Raw genomic sequence first — 20,871 nt, forward strand, 5'->3', positions numbered from 1 at the left:
GTAATTTTCAACAAACCAAAACAAGAAATTTATCTTAAAAATTCAAGTATTTAAAAGAGACAAATAAGAATCACATTCAACAAAAAACCCATTGTTTAGTCAGGTATAAACAATGGGTTTAATGTTGGTGATTGCTTTTTTATTTTACAAAGGTTTTCCAAACAAAATCTTGACTTTGACCATGTAATGTCATCGAAAGTTGATCCCCTGAAGCCAAGGCAGCGACCCCTGCTGGCGTTCCTGTCATGATGACATCACCCGGTTCTAAACAGAACACTTGATTAATATCTGCAAGTAAATAAGCAATATCAAAAATCAACAGTGAGGTATCTCCCTTTTGTCGAACTTGATCATTTACAGCAAATTCAAACTTTACTGCCGACCAGTCTTTGACTTCATCTACACTAACCCAATCCGCCAACACACATGAACCATCAAATGCTTTAGCGCGCTCCCACGGTTGACCTTTTTTCTTTAAATCATCCTGTAAATCACGCAACGTCAGATCCAAACCTAAAGTCACAGCACCAATTGCATCTAAAACTTTGTCTAGATTGGTCTCAGCTTTGAGGGGTTGATCTATACGTAAAGCCAGTTCACACTCATGATGGCAATTTCCCCATGCTTCATTCCACGAAATACCCTCTTGTAATGAAATCAGACTACTAGGTGGTTTGATAAATAAGACTGGACGGTCTGGAATTGCATTTCCTAATTCTGCTGCATGTGCTGCATAACTACGACCTACACACACAATTTTAGATGGACGTGTACTCATATTGTTCCCTTCTTATTGATCACCGTTAAAAACTGTTCAGTCTAATTACTTTTTGAATGTATTAATAAAAATGCTTTGATCTGTGGGTGTTGCAAAAGCACGTTTTGGTACAATCACCACAGTACGATTTTTTAATTCAATCATATAAGTGAGTTTGCCTTCTGCAAATTTCTGTACATCTGAATAATGATGCACTTGTTTCGGTCGCCCACTACTGAATAATTCCATATAATCTTGGAACAGTTCAATGCCTTGCTCACTCTTACCAAATTGGTACTTTACAAACTGGCGTTTAAACATCATCGGTAAAAACCAATAGCGCATCAACATCTGTAAAATTAAGAAAAAAGCACCCAAGCAAACGTAATATTTACCCACACCATCCAAACCAAGATAAATACCCCATACAATGATCCCAATACTGACCAAAGGGGTAAGCAATTGGCTGATTTGTTTTTTTCCAAATGTCGCCAGTTTAAAACCATCTTGAGATTCTTCTAGATTAAGATAATAACGTGCAGATAATGCAGGCTGAGTGTCTGACATAGTTGCTTCAATATAAATATTTTAGGATGCCAAGATATTACACCAGATTAGAGCCTGATAGACCGATTTTCGTCACGTTTTACACAACAGTTCTACTTTTCTCAGCCAAACCCTTTTTAATAACCATAAGACAAAGATCGTCTAAATTGGATGAAGATCACCAAAATAAAGTTTGCAAAGGAACCGCAATGAAGCATGTTTATGTGAATATCAGTTTGATTATTTTGCTTGGAATAAACCAAAATAGTGTTGCAAAATTAGTAGCATGGACAGAAAACATTCCAAGTGCATTAAAACCTTTTGACCAAAATGCACAACAAATTGCTGCAATTGCACAAGATAATATTTTAATTTATCCCCATCCTGCCATTAAAACGGCGTTACCAACCTTGACCAAAAATCAACAACCGATTGCTCATTTTTCTACAGCGGCAATCGTTGTTCCTGTAAGCAGTCAAGACGTTGCAAAAACGTTAAGCAATTACAGCCAATATGTCGGATTATTTCCTACTTTAAAATCAGCAAAAGTCATGGAAACCGTAGGTCAAGTCAGTCAACTGAAATATCGTATTTCAATCCCTACACCGATCCCTGTTTTAAATTTTAACGAAGATGTTATCTTACAACATCAACTCGGAACAAACAGTGTTTCAACACTGGTGATTGATGGTCCTATTCCTTATGCAGCAGGGAAATTTGAATGGTTTAGTTTAGGCGAGAATAAAACCTTAATTACCCTAACACAGTGGGGAGATTTAAATCGGCCGCAAGGATTTTTATTTAAGAAGATTTTAAATGCATTTCCTGAAGTCAAACTTGCCATTCCGAATGGTTCAAGTGCATTTGTCTTGGAGGCATTAAAAAATAAGTTTTCAACGAAAAAGATAACCGCATTAAACGCAGGTCAACTGCCTAGTCCTCAATTGAGCACAGCTCAAATCAATAAAATTGTTCAAGTGAGTGCCAATGCTCAACAACCTGTGAGCCTGATATTAAATCCTGTCACAGTTCCTTATACGCATGGTCGTGAAGTTCTACGCTTTACCACCACTTACCAATATATCAATGCAACACCACAACAGTTACAGCGTTGGACTCAACCGATGTCTTATAAAGAAATTTTTCCAAGACAAATCACAAATATAAAAACAACACCTAGTACTCAACAAGGTCAAGATGCGGAATTTAAAGTCAGTGTAGGTTTAGGTGTGATCAGTATTCCTTTTGATTTTAAGATGCATTTTAGCTACCCCAAAGCGACTGAAAATAACTTCTACGCCAATGGAGGAGATTTGCGTTATCTCAAAGGTCAAATTCAGTTCTTACCTCAAGGCAATGACACTTTATTAAAGATGACCACAACCATCAAAATCGATGAAAAAGCACCATTTTTACTCAAAGCAGCACGTAGCTTACCCTATCATGAAATGTTACCTGCATTAGGGGCAAATGCTATTTTTGCTCAGAAAGTGAAATAATCGGTGTTGCTTGCTATCCCTCATCAATGGGCAATATTTTTAATGGTCGATCCGATATTGAAAAGCAAATAAAGCGGGATTGCCACAATATCCCCGACTAAGGTCACAGGAGTGAGTGCAATCTTCTGTAAAAGGGTTTTCCCATGTAGAGAATAATGTGTTTTACCACTTGTATAGATCTCAATCGGATAATTATGGCTAAAGTGCTGAAATTTCATTTTGTTCATTTCAGCATTTAGACCCACAATATGCCCCACCAATCCAATTTTTCTACGATAGAACTCAGTGTTTTCTTGACCATATTCATATTGACTCAAATTCAACCGAGATAATTGCTGCTGCTCATTTTGGGTTAAATTGTTTTTAGCATAATACAGTTCAATATCAGCACTGAATTTAACCTGTTGTAAATGCTTATCGTCATCGATTTGAGGTAGTAAAGATAATCCAAAATATTCTTCATTTGAACGAACAGGTCTAATTCGCCAATATTTTGGGTCTAAATCAGATTGAATGGTCTCTAAAATTTCCTGATTCCCAATATCAATCATATAAGCATATTTTTGCCCAATCACAATTAAAGATGTGTCCAGATTTTTTATATCAACATTGGTTTTTGAAGAGGAACTTTCTTTTAAGTAGGCAAAGCCAACAATTTGATCCTGATCTACAGTGACTCTATCTGCATGACTAGAAACTACTTTACCTGTGGCTAGCGTTCCAGAATCACTATTATTCCATAAAATTGCTGTACATCCACTCAACAGCGTAACAACAACCATCAGCAAAAATAAAGATTTTTTATACATCAAAACACTGACCTTATTTTTTGTTATCCTTGTCATTGTGACATTTTTTAGGCACAAAAAAACCGCAATGAAGCGGTTTTTTCAATATTTTATCAAGTTGGTGCGCTCAGAGAGATTCGAACTCCCGACCCCTTAGTTCGTAGCCAAGTGCTCTATCCAGCTGAGCTATGAGCGCGACGTCTTGATGGGACGCATTATACGCCTTTTCAGTTTTTTGTTAAGTGCTATTTATCCCGTTATGATCTAAGTGTCTAGTATTTGGGCTATTGCTTTCTAAGTAGCTAAAAAGCAGTCGCTTTAAGTTTTAGCAATCGACCGAAGCATACTTTTTTGCCATTCAACAACGATCCCTCGGGTTAAATACCAAAATAAATATCCAACTAAACTCAATATTCCGCCAGCCAAACACACGGCTGACCATCCCCAATAACTATATAAAGTTGTTGCTAAGATTGAACCGATAGAACTGCCCAATGCATAAAACAACATATACGCCCCCACCAAACGCCCATGTAACTGAATGTCTGCTTGAAAGATTAAACTTTGGTTAATCACATGTACGGCTTGAATGGCAACATCCAACAAGACAATACCCAAAATAAATATCCAAATTGAAAAATACAAACTGCTCAACACCCACCACGAAATGATCATGAGTAAAAATGCAAATTGGGTGACCTGTTGTGCATAACCGCGGTCTGCCAATCCCCCTACACGAATCGCCATTACTGCTCCGATCGCACCAATCGCACCCAACCAGCCGATTAAACGATGTGAATATTCAAACGGCGGGATAGATAAAGGAAAAACTAAAGCATTCCAAAAAAGATTTAAATTGATAAAAATAATCAAAGCCAATAGACCACGAATTTGTAAAACACGATGACGATATAGTTGTTCAAATACTGAAAATATAATCTGTAAGTAACTGGGCTTTTTAGATGATGCAATACCTTGAAAAGTCATCGGTAGAAATTTCCATAACAGCATACAGGTCATGCTCATACAGATGAGTGAAAATACATAAGTTCCTTGCCACCCGAACCAGTCGGCTAAAGTTCCAGCCACAACTCTGGATAACAGTATACCCAACAACACGCCAGCTTGAACCATACCCACTACTTTTCCACGTGCTTCAGCAGGTGCTAATACTGATGCGTATACAATTAGCCCTTGAGTCATTGCTGTTCCCAGCATTCCCACAAGCAAAATACTCGCAAATAGAGCAACAATATGCGTTGAAACAATCAATAAAACCAGTGACACACACAAGCTCAGTATTTGCAACAATATCAATCGCTTTGGTTGTAATAAATCACCTAAAGGCACAATAAAAATCAACGCAATGATTGAGCCTATTTGAGTCAATGAAACAATGAGACCTGCCCATGAGTAAGACAATTTAAAATCTTGAGCAAACAAATCCAGTAAAGGCTGGGCATAATAAACATTTGCCACACTCAACCCAGCAGCACATGCCAATAAAATCACCAAAGCCTGTGGCAGTGTTGAGAAATTTTCTTGATGGGCTTTTATTTGTTGCGCTTGGATCGTCTTATTTTTCATTTCATATCAACCTGGTTTTAATTTACAACCAGATTAAAAATACTTAAACTTGTTTTAAATTGCAACTGGTTTTATAGTCTTAGTTTTGATGACGTGTAAATAAAATGAATCAAGAAAAATACCAAGCCTGCCCTGTGGCTCGTTCAGTACAGTTGATTGGAGATCGTTGGGTCTTACTGATTATTAGAGACGCTTTTGATGGTCTTAAGCGTTTTAGCGATTTTCAAAAAAATTTAAATGTTGCCAAAAACATTTTGTCCGATCGTTTGACCAAATTAGTTGATGCGCAAATTCTTAAAACTCAACCTGCTTCAGATGGCTCTGCTTATTTAGAATATGCATTAACAGAACAAGGCATTGCCTTATTTCCAATTGTGGTTGCATTCAGACAATGGGGCGAACAATTTTTATTTGATCACAATCAACCCCACTCTATTTTGATAGATCAACATACTGGAGAGGAGTTGGCACTTATGCAACCCATGACAAAACAAGGAAAGCAGATTCTTGCACAAGATACTTTGGTCAAAAAAATCTCTTAGTTGCAAAATGCTTCCCTTGTACTCAACGTGCTAAGCTTTTTCAGTCGTAGAACCTGATGATGGCATTACTCCACCAGCAAATCTTTTGGATTGATGCTGTCGCTATAGACAGGTTTGAGTGTTTTCTCATAGGCTTGTTGGATTACACCTGCCTTAGATAATTTTTCGAGGTCTTGATTTAACCAATCTAAAAGTGCTTTGTCGCCCTTTTTCACAGCAGGTGCAATTAAATCATGCTGACCTAAGCTGGTAATACCTACTGTATAATTTGGGTTCTCTTTTGCCCAAGCCAAAACCAATAAATTATCATGAGCCAGTGCAACACCTCGACCATCTTTCAACGCGTCAAAAGTTTCTGTATTTTGCTCATATTTCTGTAATTTAATTTCAGGATGGGATTTAGAGAAAAATGAATCTGCTGTAGTGCCTTTATTGACCAACAAGGTTTGCCCTTTTAATTGAGCCAGATCTGTAATCGGCTTGGCTTTAGGTGAGACCACTCCCAAAGAAACCTTTAAATAAGGTTTAGCAAAATCGACCACTTCCTGACGCTCAGGTGTCACAGTGAAATTGGCAAAAATAATATCCACTTTATTGGCTTTTAAATATTCAACACGATTGGCTGCCTCAGTTAAAACAAACTGAACTTTATTTTCATCCCCCAATAAGTCTTTGGCAACATGCTTGGCAATTTCCACGTCGAAGCCTTGATTTTTACCTTGTGCATCGAGATAACCAAAAGGTGGTTTATCACTAAATACACCTATACGAACCACCCCATTTTTCTTAATCTGTTCAATACTGTTTGTCGCTGTTTGCTCAGGTTCAGCCGTTTTTTCAGTGCTTGCGGTATTTTTATTACACGCCACCAAACCCAAGCTCAATACGGATGCCGCCAGTAAATGAGTGAACTGTTTAAGTGATATATTCATTTCATTATCCTCTGTTCTATTTTGATATTTAAGCGATCGTTATTGTGATGTTTCGTTCAACTATGATTTCGGTGTGACATCCAAAAAGACTTTGGAATCTACGGTTGTGCCATAAACGGGTTGTAAGGTTTGATCGTAAATTTTCTGAATTTCGCCCGTTTTTTGTAAGCTTAAAATTTCATGATTCAACCAAGCTAAAAGTTGCGTATCACCTTTTTTTACGGCTGGTGCAATAAAATCTTGGTTTCCAATTTGTTGAATCCCCGCAGTAAATGTTGGGTTTTCCGATGCCCATGCCAAGGCATAAGTGCTGTCTTGCGAAATAGCATCACCACGACCATCTTTTAGGGCATTAAATGCATCGGTATTTTGCTCAAACTTCAATAATTTAATTTTTGGATAGTTCTTGGTGAAATAAATATCAGAAGTTGAACCTTTATTGACGATCAAGGTTTTACCATCGAGCTGGTGAATATCTGTAATCAGCTTAGCTTTAGGCGATACGATACCCAAAGCTGCTTTTAAATAAGGCTGAGCAAAGTCGACCACTTGTTTACGCTCAGGTGTGACTGAAAAACTCGCAAATACGGCATCCACTTTACCTGATTTTAAGAATTCCACACGGTTTGCAGCCTCAGTCACCACAAGTTCAATTTTATTTTCATCCCCAAGCAGATCTTTGGTCACTCTTTTTGCTAAAGCGATATCAAAACCTTGTGGTTTACCCGTACTGTCCACATAACCAAATGGTGGATTATCGGCAAAAACGGCAACTCGAAAAAATCCTTTCTGCTTGATCTTTTCTAAAGATTGATCCTTTTGTTGATCCTGCGTGATCGATTGCTGTGATTCTGATGAGGGACTACAAGCAGTCATTATTCCCACACATAGTGCGATACCCAATGTTCGAACAGCCGTGGAAATTTTTAAAAAATTCGGAGATTGTGTTAAATAAGATAAAGCCATACTTCCTCGTTATTATTTCTAAATCGATTTGCTAATAATTCAACATATTTAAAAATGCTTTCGCACGTTCAGTTTGTGGCTGCTGAAAAAACTGTTCAGGTGTGGCTTGTTCTATAATTTTACCTTTGTCCATGAAGATAATACGATCTGCGACTTTTCGAGCAAACGACATTTCATGTGTCACGATCAACATGGTCATTCCCTCATGGGCAAGTTTCAGTACCACATCTAAAACCTCTCGCACCATTTCTGGATCTAAAGCCGCTGTAATCTCATCCAGTAAAATCACTTGGGGTTGCATGACTAAAGAGCGCACTATTGCTATACGTTGTTTTTGACCACCCGAAAGTTGTCGTGGATAATCCTGCTTGCGATCATATAATCCGACCCGCTTTAATAATTCATCCGCAACCTTTTCTGCTTCTATACGAAGACGTTTCTGAACTTTTAAGGGTCCTAACAGAATGTTATCAATCACATTCATATGTCCAAAAAGTTCGTAGTTTTGAAACACCATGCCAATTTTTTGACGTACATCAACCCATGGTATATCCTGCCCTAACACCCCCGAACCCTCTAAATAGATCTGACCGCCTTGGATTTTTTCCAAGCCATTAATACAGCGCAACAAAGTGCTTTTTCCACATCCTGAAGGACCCAGAACCACCACAACTTCACCTTGTTTTACGTCCAAATCTATGCCTTGTAAAATATGACTTTCTGCAAATGATTTCTGTAATTGTTGTATAGATAACAAAGTCATCGTGACTCCCAAACTTTTTCTAAATGTGTTGCCAAACGAGATAAGGGATAGCAAATCAGGAAATATAAAAAGAAGATCAAACCATAGATCCACAGCGAGGCATTGGGTACAACCAACAGCGAGTTTTCAATAATTTGTTGACCCACTTTGATCACTTCCACCACCCCGATCAGGACAGCCAAGGAGCTGGTTTTGATCATACGGGTAAACAAATTGATTGCACCAGGCGTAACACGTTTAAGGCTCAATGGAAAAACCACAAAACTCAAAGTTTGTATTGGGCTCAAACCCAGTGCATAGGCAGCATCCTTTTGATGCTGATCAATAGAGGTGATTGCCGCTCGGACCAAATCACCCATTTCAGCAGTTCCCCACAAAACAAAAACAACAATGCAAACCAACACTGCTGACCATTGCCAGTTAAACCATGTTGCAAAACCAAAGTAGAAAACAAACAGTAAAACCAGAATCGGGATAATGCGTATCGCCTCTAAGTACAGACGACAAATTGCTTTAATCAGAATATTTTTTGAGGTCATGATCACCCCCAAAACAGTGCCAAAAATTGCCGAGAAAAATACAGAAATGAAGGCGATTTTGGCAGTAACCCATAGCCCTTCAAACAACCGAACAAGGTGGCTTGTTTGAAAGAGATAATCAAACTCCATGGCTTGCCCTCCGACTACGGTATTCCAGATAACTGGTAAGAATAGAGACAGGCAATAAAATAATCAGATAGGACATGATCAGCAGAAACAATGCTTCTGTGGTCTTATAGTCCATACCAATCAAGTCTTTGGTGACAAATAGTAATTCAACCACGGCGATTGCACTGACGACCGAACTTTCTTTAATCAGAAATAAACAGTTTGCCCCAATTGCAGGAATCGAAACGGATAGGGCTTGGGGGAAAACAACATATTGAAAGACTTGCACTCGATTCAGACCAATACTTTCACCTGAATCAATTTGCCCTTGGACAACTGATTGCAATCCTGCCCGAAACGCTTCCGCCATATAGCTTCCACCTAAGAAGGTCAAACCGATCACACCACAGGTAAATCCATCGATTTTGATTCCTAATTTGGGTAAACCGTAATAAAGGAAAAAAAGCTGAATTAATAAGGGGGTATTGCGAGATAGCTCAATATAGACTTTGGCTATTTTGTCGAATACACGTACTTGATAAGTCATCAAAATACTGCATATTAAACCCACCAAGATGGCGAGAATAATGCTGATGATTGAGATTTTAAGTGTCGTCAGGGTTGCCGAAACAAACTGAGGCATCACACTATAGATATATTGCCAATTCAAAGAAATCGTCCAGAATAATTATTTTATGCAATGTGCTAAAGCAGAAAAAATGATTTTGAACCATCTTACAGCGATATTTTTTTCTAAATAAATATGATTATCAGATAAGCTTTTCGATAAATATAATGGTCCTTCGTTGATTTTTTATAGAGAATATCGGGGACAATGAGAACAATAAAGCACAAGATTCGAAGTGATTAATCCACGTTCACCAACTCCAATTGCTCCATACATGCGGTACAAAAAATCACAGACTCATTGTCCAAGCTTTGAATTTGCAGTTCATAGACAAAGCCTGTCAAGGTTCGATTACAGCCATCACATTGCTGTAAATTAAAATGGCAAATGAAATCCACATGCTCATAGATATAGTATCCGTCTGTATATGCTGTCATGTGATCCCTTCAAAGCCAATATTCTGGTTGTTATTTTAAAGTTTTTAGCTCGGAAATTGGGCTTAGACAACTTGCTTCGCGACAAGAATAGACGTGTAGATTTAAATGCAATTAGAGGTGTACACTTTACTTAACTTTTATAGTTTTATTAATTAAATAACTCTTAGCCACTATATTAAAAATGAGCTGTTGTATTACTTTGTATTTTTCAAATAGTCCTTCTCCTAAATGTGATTTCAATAATGTTAGTGCGCTTGGCTTTGCATCAAAAATTTAATTCCTTTATTTTGGTTAGCACTCTTTTCTAAAGAAAATATCCATCTTTACGAATCTCAAATAGAGGGTAAATATTCATATTATTAACTATAAAACAACTACTTGTATACTATTTATAATTTTCAGAAATATTTTGGGACAGGGATCCACTTTAGTTATGAAGCACTACAGCTTTCCCAATTATTTCTAGATTTCTTAAAAAGTCAAAGTCAAGAATATGTAATTCTTGACTTGATGATTTATTTGCGATGGTGGAAGAATCAGATACTCAAAATGTGTACTCGATTTTAATCAAAATGTTAAATTTTTATCCTCAACTCCTAAAAAATCCTAACCTAAAAAAGGTTAAAGCTTACTCTCACTTAGCGCTTTCTGTTGAACTATATTTAGAAGAGAATATGCGAAATGATTTAGATGCTGATGTGGTCCAATTTGTTAACATTGAATCATAAAAGATAAATCAAAAACCTAAAAACAAACTCAAAGAATTTCTTTTAATAAACTATAAAAAATTATTAAAATCATAATCATATTCTTCTATTTCTTCCATTGTCCAAATATGACCATCTAATTTATCCACACTGATCCCTGCACCCGCTTTTTCCTCAAATAAATGAGACAACGGAAATCGCCAAACAACAGGAGAATCCATTCCCATAAAACTCGTTTTAGTTATGTGATAATTTTCCAAATCTATTGCTTTTAATGCATATTCAAATGCTTGATCTATTGATAAATTTGCCTGATCTCGATACTGAATTGGAACATTATAAATTTGCATTTTCCGTTTTCGGAATTCTGTAATAAAATTTACTAGTGTTATACGGCGAACATTAACATTCAAATATCCTTGATAACTTTTCTCTGGGTCATATGTAAAATGTGGTTCCAAGATATGTAAATATTCTAGAGGTGAATAATCATCCAAAATATGAGGAATATATAAGTCACAAATTTTCTGCATAGATAATTTTCTTAAGTTATTTTTTTTAGTTTATCAAATTACAGACACAAAAAAACCGCAATGAAGCGGTTGATTTACCATCCGAAGATGTTCAAGTTGGTGCGCTCAGAGAGATTCGAACTCCCGACCCCTTAGTTCGTAGCCAAGTGCTCTATCCAGCTGAGCTATGAGCGCAATACTTGTGTTGCCTAAAGGCATTCGTTACATGTTGATTAACTTATTGGTGCGCTCAGAGAGATTCGAACTCCCGACCCCTTAGTTCGTAGCCAAGTGCTCTATCCAGCTGAGCTATGAGCGCGTCATAAGTAATCGTTGGCGGTGAGAGAGGGATTCGAACCCTCGATACAGTTACCCGTATGCATCCTTAGCAGGGATGTGGTTTCAGCCACTCACCCATCTCACCGTAACGAGCCGCCATAATACAAAGTTAAACCCGATTCGGCAAGTGATGATATTAAAAAAAATAGAGAAATTTACTCAATTAAATACTTTTTAAGCGTTTTTCATCATTTTGTTGTTTTTTTATGCTGCAAAATATTCATCATCTTAAAAAACATGCCCAATTTCTAAAAAAACCAAATTAAAAACACAATATTGCAATCAATTACGTGCAGTATTGCACGGTATGTCTTATGCTAATCCTATCTTCTGACTAGAAACCAAATACATCATGAAAAATTGGGTCGATCCTGAAGCCAAAGCTGAAGCTGAGCGTTACGACAATCCCATTCCAAGTCGTACACTGATCTTAGAAATCATTGAGCAAAAACAAGAAGCATTATCACATGCCGATCTTGTAGAACTGTTTGAAATTGTCGATCAAAAAAGTATAGATGCTTTAAGCCATCGTTTAAGTGCAATGGTACGTGATGGTCAGTTGATGAAAGATGGTTTTAAGTATCAACTCATGGCAGATCAACCGACCCTTGATGCCACAGTTTATGTCAATGCAAAAGGCTTAGGGGTTGCCAGTCTGGATGGTAAAAAAGATGAATACCTGCTACCTGAGCGTGAATTACGCCAAGTCTTTCATGGTGACCGAGTAAAAGTTCAGCAAACCTCTGTAGACCGTAAAGGTAAAGCTTGGGGATATATCACCGAAGTGACTCAACGCCGAGTGAAGCAATTGATTGGTAAAGTTGCAGAATTTGATGGTGAGTACTTTATACAACCTGCCAATCCTAATGCACACCAACCCATTACCTTAGAAAAAGAACTCATTGAGCATGCCAAAGCCAAAGTGGGTGATGCTTTACGTGTAGAAATTGATGACTATCCTACTCGGGACGAATTTGCGACAGGTCATGTGATTCAGTCCATGGCGGATAAAGCAGATACTGAAATTATCATCCCACAAACCATTTTAGAATATGGTTTACCTTATGAATTCCCAGAAGAAGTCATCAAAGAGGCTGAAGCTTATAAAGAACCTTCAGCAAAAGATCGACAAGGACGTATAGATTTACGTGATTTACCTTTAGTCACCATTGATGGTGAAGATGCTCGCGATTTTGATGATGCCGTTTATGCTGAAAAGCGTGCAGGTGGTGGTTATCGTGTAGTCGTGGCTATTGCCGATGTCAGCCATTATGTGCGAATCGGTCAACCTTTAGATGATGAAGCACAAGAGCGTGGTACATCCGTATATTTCCCTCACTATGTATTGCCGATGTTGCCTGAAGCGTTATCAAATGGGTTATGTTCTTTAAATCCACACGTTGATCGTTTATGTATGGTCTGTGATTTAAATCTCAGCCGTGCAGGTCGGGTAACTAAATTTGAATTCTACCCATCGGTGATGCATTCAAAAGCAAGATTGACATACACTCAAGTTGCACAATACTTAGATGGCGACAGCAATGCGATTCCTGAAGATCGTGATGTGCGTAAATCTGTCAATACACTTTACCAATTATATGAAACATTAAAAGGTTTACGTGCACAGCGTCATGCAATGGAATTTGAAACCGTTGAAACGTATATGACCTTTGATGAATTAGGTGGAATTAAAGAGATTTTACCGCGCACTCGAAATGTTGCACATAAATTGATTGAAGAATGTATGTTGCTCGCCAACGTTGCAGCAGCAGAATATTGTTTAAAAAATGAAGTCCCTATGCTGTACCGTGTGCATGAAGCACCAGAGTTTTCACGCATTCAAAAAGTCAAAGACTTTGTCAAATTACTTGGTCTTAAATTCCCTGATCAGCCGACACAGGCGGACTATCAAGCTGTTATTGAAGCGACCAAAGATCGTATTGATGCGCCAAGTATCCATGCAGTGTTGTTACGTTCAATGATGCAAGCTTATTATGGACCAAAAAATGTAGGTCACTATGGTTTGGCTTATGAAGCATATACTCATTTTACCTCACCAATTCGTCGCTACCCTGACCTACTCCTTCATCGTGCCATTAAAGCCAGTTTAACCAATAAAAAGTATCCACTTTCAGGTGCAGCGTTAGAAGATGCAGGTGAACATTTCTCTGCAACTGAACGTCGTGCAGATGAAGCTTCTCGTTCTGTTACTTCATGGTTGAAATGTCACTATATGCAACAGCATTTGGGTGAAGAGTTTGTTGGTGTAATCAGCGCAACGGCTGAGTTTGGATTATTCATCACCTTAAAAGACTTGTATGTCGATGGTATGGTGCATGTGAGTCAGTTAGGCGATGACTATTTTGTTTACGATCAAATGAGTCAAACTTTAATTGGACAGAACCGTGGACAAGTTTTTGGTCTAGGTGATGAAGTGAAGATTAAGGTTGCTGGCGTCAATCTGGATGAGCGCAAGATTGATTTTGAGTTGTTGCAACAACTGTCTCATGCAGGTCGTGCAATTCGCAGTCGTGCTCCACGTGTGGCAAAACCAACAGCAAAAGAAGAGGTTTTCTCTGAGCGTCCAAACAAGGCTAAATCTGAATCTGATCGTTCAAATGTCAGTGAAGATGGAGAACGCCCCATTCGAAAGAAAAAAGCCAAAGGAAAACCCAGCTCTTACAGTAAAAAATCTGGAAAAAGTACTTCAACAAAGTCTGAAGCAAAGACTAAAGATAAAGTGAAGAAAAAGGTAAAAAAGAAAAAGTCGAATGCGAAAGCAAAGTCTGAGTAATTTTGACTTACTGTAAAATCAGAGAGCTTCGGCTCTCTTTTTTTATAATTAGAGTTTTAAATTTGAATTTTTAAAATGGCATCCTCTTTGAGTAGCTCAACCAAATAATTTAAATCATCAAGGCAATTAAAATTCAGCTCGGAACTTTTAAAATTCTTCCAAGTAATATTTAATGGTCTACAAATAGGTCTTAAATTTTCTTCTGTTAAACAATCACTTAAAGCTGATGTGCTATATCCCATATAACCCAAAATACCACAAACTTGTTCCCCAATATAACAATAAAGATCACTTTCCGAATGTATGTAGTTTCCATCTAAAATAATATGGCTAACTTTTGAAATGTTTTCATTTATGTGTTGATTGCAATTAACTTTATAAGCAACTTTTAACCAACAATCTTTTTCAAACTCATTCAACCGAAACCATTGTTTTATAAATACTTTATTTTCAGCATATTTTTTTAAAAATTGATTTTGTTTTAAGAAAAATGCAGTTTTTTCATTTAATGATGGCTCCTCGTATTCTTCATCCCCATCATGAGTAAAGTCATAAACGATCAGGTCAGAATTCGTATAATTAAACTCATAAGAAAATTGTAAATCGTTAGAAAATTCTTTATCACCCACACTCAATTCATACATCAAAACAAAGGAAAGATGGTCTATTTTTCTACGTCTTTTCAGTAAATGCAGCTCATCCATTTCAACTAACATTTTAGAATTTATGCAATTTTTAAAAATAATTTTATTTCCTGTTAATTCAAATTCATAAACCTCTATCAAATAAATGTGTTGCTCTTCTGGCTCTTGGTCTGGATCAAAACTTACTACTTTTAATAAATACTTTTCTTGTACCATCATGGATTTTCCTTGTTTTATAATCTATCCATAGCAACTCAAATAACTCTAGTAATAACACTATGAAAATTAAAAATATACTGTTCCTATCAATACAATTGCTCAGCTGTGTAGCTTCTGCTGAAACCATCACCTTTAAAACTCAAACGATTCCTTCAAAATACACAAACTTTTCAGGAACTATTCCTTTTATCCAAGGCAAAGACTTTGAAAAAATCAATCAACAGATCCAGCAAGAACTTTTAGCAGATGAAACGTCTCGAATTGATTTTAATTCAGAGCAGGTTTATCAAGATCACGATTATTTAAGTATTCATATCCATTTAGAGATTGAAGGTGGTCGAAGTTATTATCGTGAAAAATACTATGTGATCGATTTAAAAAAGAAACAATTCGTGACTTTGCCACAAATACTCAAAAAATATCAATTGTCCGCAAGTCAAATTTCAAGCGAAATTGCCAAACAACTTGATCCATGTATTGAGCAACAAAAATCAGCAATCGCTGAGAATTGTGACAGCGCAGATCTGCAATATCTATATCGAGACTATGCAGAAGATCGAAAGATCATTGATCTAAAAAAAGCAGATGGTTTTTATCTGAACAAAGATATTTTAGGCATTAGTTTCGATGCTGGACCGTTTTCTGTACCTTTTGAATACAACATCAAAACCAAACAGTTAGACTAAGCACTGTGTTAATTTTATTGTTATACCTTGATTTCGCCACTTAAAAGCCCTACATCTATCTATAACTTTAGAATTGATATGGCATAAAGCATATGACATTAGAAAAGGCAACTTTGCCTATCCCCCAATTTGATCAAATCACCTTAGATCAACTTCAACACAATATTGAACAAGCCATTCAAAATGGTCAAAACTTTTTAAATGAATTGACTCAAGTTCCTGAAACGATTCAGCAACAACTTAAAGTGATTGAAACGGTAGATACACTTGAAAACAACATGAGTGAATCTTGGGGAATTTTGTCACACCTCAATGCGGTCATGAACAATGCCGAAACACGCGAAGTGTATCAAGCCTTATTACCAAGCCTCAGCGAATACTACACTCAGCTTGGTCAACATGTTGCTTTGTTCCAGACCTATCAAAATGTCTATGACAATAGTATTTTTGCTGACTTATCAGCAGCTCAACAGAGTGCAATTAAACTCGCGCTTCGAGACTTTAAGCTTTCAGGTGTCGCTTTAGAAGGTCAAGCCAAAAAACGCTATGCTGAAATTTCAGCACGTCTATCACAACTCTCGTCAGACTTTTCAAATCATGTTTTAGACTCGACCCAAGCATATAGTAAAGTTTTAACGACAGAACAGTTAAAAGGTTTACCGCAAAGTAGCATCGAATTGCTCAAACAATATGGACAGCAACGTGAGTTAGACCAACCTGTTGCTACTTTAGATATTCCATCCTATTTGGCGATCATGACCTATGCTGATGATCGGGCTTTGCGTGAAGAGCTTTACCATGCCTACGTAACACGTGCATCTGATCAAGCAATTGACACACAGTTTGACAATGCGCCGGTCATGGTTGAAATCCTGAGCTTACGTCAGGAGATGGCAAAGCTTTTAGGTTTTGACAATTATGCTGAATATTCACTTGCATCAAAAATGGCACCCGATGTTGCCACTGTAGATCAATTTCTTGTGGATTTAGCAGAACATGCGCGCACTCCAGCATTAAAAGAAGTTGATGAACTCAAAGCCATCGCCCAACAAGATGGTATCGATGAACTGAAAGCCTGGGACAGTACCTATTATTCTGAGAAACTTAAAGTTCAACAGTTCAATCTTTCTCAAGAAGATTTAAAACCTTACTTTCCTGCACCTAAAGTCATTCAAGGCTTATTCAATATTGTAAAACGCTTGTATGGTATCCAAGTGATTGAGCGTGAAGCTCCACTTTGGCATAAAGATGCACACTACTATGAGCTAGAAGATCAAGGGACTGTAATAGGTGGATTCTATTTTGACCTTTATGCCCGCAATGGTAAACGTGGTGGTGCATGGATGAGTGGCTTCCGGTCACGTATGCAAACCGAAACAGGTTTACAAAAACCAATTTGCTATATGGTTGGAAATTTCACCCCTCCTGTAGGTAATCAACCTGCGTTATTAACACATGATGAAGTGAATACCTTATTCCATGAGTTTGGTCATGGCTTACATCACATGTTAACCGAAGTGGATAATATCGCAGTTGCAGGAACACACGGTGTGGCTTGGGATGCAGTTGAATTACCAAGTCAATTTATGGAGTTTTGGACTTGGGACCGTGAAAGTTTAGCTTTAATCAGTGAACATATCGAATCTAAAGATACACTGCCCGATCACCTGCTTAAAGCATTGTTGGATGCACGTTTCTTCCAATCAGGTATGCAAACGTTACGTCAAATCGAATTTGCTTTATTTGACTTAACCATTCACAAGCTCACTCCTGCACTGAATGCAGAACAGATCCAAGCGACTTTAGATGATATTCGACATAAATATGCAGTGTTAGCGACTGCACCTTATAACCGTTTCCAAAATGGGTTCAGTCATATTTTTGCAGGAGGTTATGCTGCAGGCTATTATTCCTACAAATGGGCTGAAGTTTTAGCCAGTGATGCTTTTGACCGTTTTGAAAATGAAGGTGTTTTTAACACCCAGACTGGACAAGAATTTCGTAAGGCAATTCTTGCAGTTGGCGGAAAAGATACAGCACTTGACGCATTTATCAATTTCCGTGGTCGTGAGCCAAAAATAGATGCATTATTGCGTCATCAAGGTTGGACGAATAGCTAAAAAAACGCTTAAACTAACGGTCAAAATTGTTTAAAGTGTGGTGGGTGTATGAATATTAAACGTCGTTTCATTGCTGGTGCAAAATGTCCGAAATGTGAAGCGATGGATCGTATTGTAATGCTCACCCAAGGCGATGCTGAATGGATTGAATGTATCGAGTGTCGTTACTCTGAAAATCGCCCTACTCATGTAGATGCGCCTGAAGAGCCAACCATACCTGATGAAATTGGGGTGATTCAATTCAAGCCTCGCTCTTCAAAATAAATTGGATCTTATAAAATGTATGTAGAAGAAAGAAATAATTCAAAATTAATGTGGATCATTGCAGGTGGCTTAATAGCGGTTATTTTATTAATTGCAGGTTTTTTCTGGTTGAATCATTCATCTGAAACGGCACAAAATAATGAGCAAATTCATCAAACTGCACCTGCCAAAAAAGTACCAGAAACTGCTCCAGTTACCGCACAGCCCGCTGAGCAAAGCACTTCTGCAACCAATGTGGAATTAGTCAACGAAACGATTTTAAAAGATAAAGTCCCAGAGAATGCCAGTTTGGCAAAAGAGGAAGTTGCCAAGTTAGAAGACATTCAAAAACAATTGGATGATCAACAGCAGAACCTCACCTCTCAACATGCGGATGCAGATCAATTGATTAAGTTGAAAGAAGAGCAAATTAAAATATTAGAACAACAACTTGCTGCTCAAAAACAATAAAGTGGTGGATTCATAAAAGCCTAAACAAACACACTGTTTAGGCTTTTTTATGGTCAATAAAATACATTTAAAGTGAGTCGAGTGACTGTTTATTTCGTTTGCCCCATTGAATCGGTTTTTGCATCATTTGTGCCAATAAAATTCCACACAATGTCAGACCACCACCAACCAAATGGAAAACTTGTAGCTGTTCTCCGAGCAACGCCACTGCAATTAAAGCAGTAAAAATCGGCAATAAATTCATAAAAATACTATTCTTATTCGGTCCTAAATGCCTTACCCCCTCAATCCATAAATAAGACAACAAAATAGACGAGAAAATGCTGGCATATAAAATTAAAGGAATGGTGTGTTGATTCAACTGCATTTGAGAAGCAGGTAAAAAAATGAAAAAAGGTAAAACATATAGGATTGCAAAAGTAGACATCACAAAATTTGCTTGCCACGCAGGGATCGGCATTTTCCAACGCTTTAACAGAACGCCATATAGCGCATAACCGATTGATGCAATAAGCATTAATGCATCACCAAGATGCATACCTTGAGTAAACACCTGAGCAATATGTCCATGACTCAATAAGTACAAAATACCATAAAAAGACAATAAGCCCCCAATCACCAAACCATAACTCACCTGATCTTTTAAAATCCAAGTACTTAAAATAATTGTCAATAAGGGAATCAGCGCTGTGACAATCGACATATTGGTTGCGGTCGTGGTAGCAGCAGCCTGATAAGATAAAAACTGAAATAATGAGACTGATAGAAAACCACCTAAAGCCAAGTGCTTCCAATATTGAGCAATGACTTTACGATTTTTCCATGTCGGAATCAGAACAAAAGTACTCATCACAGCCAATGCAAAGACCAAACGATAAAATGTAATCGCTATCGGTGAAATTGCATGGCTCGCCATTTTGGACACAATGACATTTCCAGCCCAAAACAAAATGGCAAACAAGGGATAGAAATATGCTTTTTGGAACATAAGCTTCTGCCTATACAGAAAGAAGCAATCATGTTAAAAAATATTGATTTCGAGTTTGTACGACAAAATGACAAAAATTATCGAGAAAAGGACATTTTATTTATGATAGGCACAGGGTCATGTTGAAAATAAAACCAAACATTCAAATATGGAGGTAGGTCGTTGGGCAATAATTACGATCATGGATTTTTAGATTATCCTGTATATGCATTTACTGAAAACTATAGTCACGGTCATGTAGAAGATTGGCACAGCCATGATCGAGTTCAGCTCATTCATACGCTTACGGGTGTAATTCGAGTACAAACCACAGAGGGAACTTGGGTTACACCTCCTGGACGTGGTGTATGGATTCCTGCCTATCAGCTTCATGCCTTGCACATCAGTGGTGATGTACAAGCCTATGGCGTATTTATCGAGCCTGATGCACGTGATCAATTGGTGAATCATTGTCGTGTCGTGAGTATTTCTCCCCTGCTCAAAGAGTTGATTCGTCATGCCATGCAGATTCAAAGCCCAATTCAGCCACACACTCGAGAGCAGCGATTACTTGAGTTGATTTTAGATGAAGTGGCTCTACTAAATGTACTGCCTTTTAACTTACCCGAACCGCAAAATATTAAACTGCAAAAACTCTGCGTTGCTATTAAAAATGATCTGGCTCAGGATTGGAGCTTAGCGCATGCCGCAGCACTTTTGCATATCAGCCCCAAAACCCTTACACGACATTTTCAAAAAGAAACCCAAATGCATTTTAGTCATTGGGTTCGCCAAGCCCGCTTGATGCAAGCAATGATTGATCTCGCAATGAATAAGTCAATTTTCAATGTTGCTTTAGATTTAGGTTATGACAGTGCAAGTGCTTTTAGTGCCATGTTTAAACGAGAGACCAGTTTAACGCCCAGTGAATATATTCAACAATTTCAGTCTGACTCACTCTAAACACGGTCATCAAGTTTTAGCACAATCATCGACATATCAACTACAGCTATTTATAAATGTTCGCTTTAACTTTTTTGCTCAAATATATCAACACTTAAAAGCTGTAATTTCTCC

General features: G+C 37.6%; 21 protein-coding genes and 4 tRNA genes. 8 read left to right on the plus strand and 17 right to left on the minus strand.

What is annotated here, in order from left to right; all coding sequences use genetic code 11:
* Positions 1–139: 139 nt before the first annotated feature.
* Together TOL5_RS18875 and TOL5_RS18880 are read right to left on the minus strand one after the other, a co-directional pair.
* Positions 140–778: a fumarylacetoacetate hydrolase family protein gene (locus TOL5_RS18875; protein WP_005033976.1), complete on the minus strand. Its 639-nt coding sequence runs from the start codon at positions 776–778 to the stop codon at positions 140–142.
* Between the two features lie 45 nt (positions 779–823).
* Positions 824–1,324 (minus strand): YcxB family protein, encoded by a 501-nt coding sequence (locus TOL5_RS18880; protein WP_004825133.1) that lies wholly within the window; start codon positions 1,322–1,324, stop codon positions 824–826.
* Positions 1,325–1,512: 188 nt separating this feature from the next.
* On the opposite strand from TOL5_RS18880, the gene TOL5_RS18885 reads away from it, so the two are divergent.
* Positions 1,513–2,802, plus strand: coding sequence for an SRPBCC family protein (locus TOL5_RS18885; RefSeq protein ID WP_221260568.1), 1,290 nt, complete (start codon positions 1,513–1,515; stop codon positions 2,800–2,802).
* 23 nt (positions 2,803–2,825) lie between these two features.
* On the opposite strand, the gene TOL5_RS18890 is transcribed toward TOL5_RS18885, so the two are convergent.
* From TOL5_RS18890 to TOL5_RS18900, 3 genes are all read right to left on the minus strand, one after another.
* Positions 2,826–3,611 (minus strand): hypothetical protein, encoded by a 786-nt coding sequence (locus TOL5_RS18890; RefSeq protein WP_221260569.1) that lies wholly within the window; start codon positions 3,609–3,611, stop codon positions 2,826–2,828.
* A 98-nt stretch (positions 3,612–3,709) separates the two neighbouring features.
* Positions 3,710–3,786 (minus strand) — tRNA-Arg (locus TOL5_RS18895).
* Between the two features lie 122 nt (positions 3,787–3,908).
* On the minus strand, positions 3,909–5,177 hold the full coding sequence (locus TOL5_RS18900; protein ID WP_221260570.1) for an MFS transporter: 1,269 nt from the start codon (positions 5,175–5,177) through the stop codon (positions 3,909–3,911).
* Between the two features lie 104 nt (positions 5,178–5,281).
* Here TOL5_RS18900 and TOL5_RS18905 point away from each other — a divergent pair, with 104 nt between their 5' ends.
* The gene (locus tag TOL5_RS18905) at positions 5,282–5,719 is read left to right on the plus strand and encodes a winged helix-turn-helix transcriptional regulator (protein ID WP_042086930.1); all 438 of its coding nucleotides are present in this window, start codon (positions 5,282–5,284) and stop codon (positions 5,717–5,719) included.
* A 65-nt stretch (positions 5,720–5,784) separates the two neighbouring features.
* On the opposite strand, the gene TOL5_RS18910 is transcribed toward TOL5_RS18905, so the two are convergent.
* The 10 genes from TOL5_RS18910 to TOL5_RS18955 all read right to left on the minus strand — a co-directional run bounded on the left by TOL5_RS18910 (position 5,785) and on the right by TOL5_RS18955 (position 11,735).
* Positions 5,785–6,651, minus strand: a complete 867-nt coding sequence (locus TOL5_RS18910) for a cysteine ABC transporter substrate-binding protein (protein WP_221260572.1) — start codon at positions 6,649–6,651, stop codon at positions 5,785–5,787.
* 60 nt (positions 6,652–6,711) lie between these two features.
* A complete protein-coding gene (locus TOL5_RS18915) occupies positions 6,712–7,617 on the minus strand; it encodes a cysteine ABC transporter substrate-binding protein (protein WP_221260573.1) in 906 nt (301 codons plus the stop codon).
* A gap of 31 nt (positions 7,618–7,648) precedes the next feature.
* Positions 7,649–8,380 carry an amino acid ABC transporter ATP-binding protein gene (locus TOL5_RS18920; RefSeq protein WP_151780546.1) on the minus strand — a complete coding sequence of 244 codons (732 nt, stop codon included), beginning with the start codon at positions 8,378–8,380 and terminating at the stop codon, positions 7,649–7,651.
* Positions 8,377–9,048, minus strand: a complete 672-nt coding sequence (locus TOL5_RS18925) for an amino acid ABC transporter permease (protein ID WP_005033993.1) — start codon at positions 9,046–9,048, stop codon at positions 8,377–8,379. Before TOL5_RS18925 ends, TOL5_RS18920 begins: the two co-directional genes overlap by 4 nt.
* Positions 9,038–9,697, minus strand: a complete 660-nt coding sequence (locus TOL5_RS18930) for an amino acid ABC transporter permease (RefSeq protein WP_151780547.1) — start codon at positions 9,695–9,697, stop codon at positions 9,038–9,040. Before TOL5_RS18930 ends, TOL5_RS18925 begins: the two co-directional genes overlap by 11 nt.
* 197 nt (positions 9,698–9,894) lie before the next feature.
* Positions 9,895–10,092, minus strand: coding sequence for a hypothetical protein (locus TOL5_RS18935; protein ID WP_004825146.1), 198 nt, complete (start codon positions 10,090–10,092; stop codon positions 9,895–9,897).
* 778 nt (positions 10,093–10,870) lie between these two features.
* Positions 10,871–11,332, minus strand: a complete 462-nt coding sequence (locus TOL5_RS18940) for a hypothetical protein (RefSeq protein ID WP_005034002.1) — start codon at positions 11,330–11,332, stop codon at positions 10,871–10,873.
* Positions 11,333–11,429: 97 nt separating this feature from the next.
* A tRNA-Arg gene (locus TOL5_RS18945) sits at positions 11,430–11,506 on the minus strand.
* A gap of 47 nt (positions 11,507–11,553) precedes the next feature.
* Positions 11,554–11,630, minus strand: a tRNA-Arg gene (locus TOL5_RS18950).
* Positions 11,631–11,645: 15 nt separating this feature from the next.
* Positions 11,646–11,735 (minus strand) — tRNA-Ser (locus tag TOL5_RS18955).
* A 264-nt stretch (positions 11,736–11,999) separates the two neighbouring features.
* Between TOL5_RS18955 and rnr the strand changes: the two genes are divergently transcribed.
* Positions 12,000–14,444: a ribonuclease R gene (gene rnr, locus TOL5_RS18960; RefSeq protein WP_198114574.1), complete on the plus strand. Its 2,445-nt coding sequence runs from the start codon at positions 12,000–12,002 to the stop codon at positions 14,442–14,444.
* 56 nt (positions 14,445–14,500) lie between these two features.
* Here the strand turns inward: rnr and TOL5_RS18965 are convergent, their stop codons facing one another.
* Positions 14,501–15,307: a barstar family protein gene (locus tag TOL5_RS18965; RefSeq protein WP_004825151.1), complete on the minus strand. Its 807-nt coding sequence runs from the start codon at positions 15,305–15,307 to the stop codon at positions 14,501–14,503.
* Positions 15,308–15,366: 59 nt separating this feature from the next.
* Here TOL5_RS18965 and TOL5_RS18970 point away from each other — a divergent pair, with 59 nt between their 5' ends.
* The 4 genes from TOL5_RS18970 to TOL5_RS18985 all read left to right on the plus strand — a co-directional run bounded on the left by TOL5_RS18970 (position 15,367) and on the right by TOL5_RS18985 (position 18,827).
* Positions 15,367–15,993, plus strand: a complete 627-nt coding sequence (locus TOL5_RS18970) for a hypothetical protein (RefSeq protein WP_042086944.1) — start codon at positions 15,367–15,369, stop codon at positions 15,991–15,993.
* Between the two features lie 92 nt (positions 15,994–16,085).
* Positions 16,086–18,113, plus strand: a complete 2,028-nt coding sequence (locus tag TOL5_RS18975) for a M3 family metallopeptidase (protein ID WP_042086946.1) — start codon at positions 16,086–16,088, stop codon at positions 18,111–18,113.
* 54 nt (positions 18,114–18,167) lie between these two features.
* Positions 18,168–18,377, plus strand: a complete 210-nt coding sequence (locus TOL5_RS18980; protein WP_171496526.1) for a YheV family putative zinc ribbon protein — start codon at positions 18,168–18,170, stop codon at positions 18,375–18,377.
* A 15-nt stretch (positions 18,378–18,392) separates the two neighbouring features.
* Positions 18,393–18,827: a hypothetical protein gene (locus tag TOL5_RS18985; protein WP_009586049.1), complete on the plus strand. Its 435-nt coding sequence runs from the start codon at positions 18,393–18,395 to the stop codon at positions 18,825–18,827.
* Positions 18,828–18,894: 67 nt separating this feature from the next.
* Here TOL5_RS18985 and TOL5_RS18990 read toward each other — a convergent pair whose 3' ends face one another.
* Positions 18,895–19,815, minus strand: a complete 921-nt coding sequence (locus tag TOL5_RS18990; RefSeq protein ID WP_139420091.1) for a DMT family transporter — start codon at positions 19,813–19,815, stop codon at positions 18,895–18,897.
* A 162-nt stretch (positions 19,816–19,977) separates the two neighbouring features.
* On the opposite strand from TOL5_RS18990, the gene TOL5_RS18995 reads away from it, so the two are divergent.
* A complete protein-coding gene (locus tag TOL5_RS18995; protein ID WP_151781602.1) occupies positions 19,978–20,757 on the plus strand; it encodes an AraC family transcriptional regulator in 780 nt (259 codons plus the stop codon).
* Positions 20,758–20,871 lie beyond the last annotated feature (114 nt).

The organism is Acinetobacter sp. Tol 5, assembly GCF_019702905.1.
GTDB classification, from domain to species: Bacteria; Pseudomonadota; Gammaproteobacteria; order Pseudomonadales; family Moraxellaceae; genus Acinetobacter; species Acinetobacter bereziniae.